At 48.5% G+C, this 1,752-nt stretch carries 2 protein-coding genes; one reads left to right on the forward strand and one right to left on the reverse strand.

The window, feature by feature from the left end; genetic code table 11:
* Positions 1-647 (forward strand): hypothetical protein (locus tag AAA138_RS09805; RefSeq protein WP_349090668.1); only part of this gene is annotated, 647 nt, incomplete at its 5' end.
* A 483-nt stretch (positions 648-1,130) separates the two neighbouring features.
* Here AAA138_RS09805 and AAA138_RS09810 read toward each other — a convergent pair.
* Positions 1,131-1,514, reverse strand: coding sequence for a hypothetical protein (locus AAA138_RS09810; RefSeq protein WP_349090669.1), 384 nt, complete (start codon positions 1,512-1,514; stop codon positions 1,131-1,133).
* Positions 1,515-1,752: the final 238 nt, after the last annotated feature.

A 1,752-nucleotide genomic window follows, 5' to 3' on the forward strand; every position in this document is an offset into this window, starting at 1 on the left:
GCACGAGGGCTGCCGACAGCAAGGACGATTCTATCAGAGCGGCTGACTCCCGCCCGATTATTACCATCCCACCGCGCCTGTGCAAAAAAGAGGGCCGCCAAACAGCGACCCTCCAGCGAAAGTGCATGTTATTTAGGACAGTCAAATTCTTTGAAAAACAAATGGATGCTGTAGAATTACAAATAAGAGTCACCCGGAAGGAGCGATCGATGAAAAGCAAACGATTTGTCCTGAATGCACTTCTGGTAGTAGCAATATTGACGCTCTTCGTCTTTTCGTACTCATACATGAATCAGCCAAGATTTGGATATGCTTTATACGCTGTTTTTTCCGGCGAAACAACTTACAACACTATAGGCTTCATTGACGCAATCTTTTTCTATGTAGTCGGCCCCGTATCAAGCGAACTGGTCGCTTTTGTTGTCAGCTACAACCTGAATCAACAAAGCCAAACTCACTCAGCGACTTCGGCCAAACAAGGAATCAATCTCTTCGCAATAATGTTAATTCTGCAAATTGCGACCGTGTTGATTATCGCCCTGACCGCAACAAACGTTTTGAAGTATGAGTTCGGATTCATCGCGAGCTGTCTCATTGCAATTGCCGCGGGTATAGCGGTTTCGTATACGACACCGGCAAAGAAGTAGATAAACTAACAGGGCCTATTTGGAATCCGAATCGTCCATGGAACCGTCGATGCCGGTTTTGGTGTCGTCATCCGTATTGGAATCGTCATCCTTGGGGCTTATAGGACACACATTTTGTCCTATAAGCCCCGATCAATTCATACTCCTCATCCTCGCCGAATTGCGAGTATGGCAGAATCGGCACTGGATGGCAGCGCGCTAGGCCGTGTCCGCGGAGTTACCCCCCCCGTTTTTATCGTAACAGCTGATTCTAGGGACGCTTCAAAAAGTCAACCGAGGGTTTTGTCCCGTCAAGACGCCGAACGAGAATTACGTACCGCCAAGAGCCTCAAAACACGCCCCTCGCGGAACAGAATCCTCACTCGATTTCCATGCAGAGTAAAAACGTCAATCAATCATCCTCCGCAACGTCTATCCACCAAAAAGGCCGCCCCACGTGGAGCGGCCTTTGCTCGCAGCTTTTTACTGATAGTTACTCAAAAATTATTCCAACACATCCACAGAAGAGCAGCGAATCGTATTTTTCTTTCGGGAATCGAGAAAATAGCCTACCTTGACTTTAGACCCAACGCTCACGGGGCTATCGCTTACATAGCGCGTATGTTCTGAATCAACCAGAATGGCCAGACGATCAGACCCGTCGTTATATGGATCTTCGCTTTCGACCGACATGGTAAAATCGCCAGAGCTGTCAACGTTCAACACCAATCCGCTCACGAACCACAAATGTGAATAGTCACCTCCGCTATCTTTTTGGCAACACTCCACTTTTAGAAATAGCGCAGAGAATGCGAACACGGCAACTGATATAGCGATGAAAACCTTAACGCCACTCCCCTTGCCATAAATTACAAATTTATTCGCCAAAGAAAAATACCCCTGCCTTATCCGTGTAATTAGCATAGTACTACGTTAACGTGCTCATGGCTGTGGGTTGGTTTAACCTACAGCCATGCTAAAGTTGCCAAAAGGGGCACAAAGGTATTGGCCTTACTGGTCCTCGGGCACGGGCACGATGCCGCAGTGCTCGCAGTGAATGGCCGGGATGGGGTTGCCCCAGTAGCGCTGACGGCTGATGAGCCAGTCGCGCAGACGGAACTCGACC

The organism is Collinsella sp. CLA-JM-H32B (assembly GCF_040098065.1).
Classification (GTDB): domain Bacteria; phylum Actinomycetota; class Coriobacteriia; order Coriobacteriales; family Coriobacteriaceae; genus Collinsella.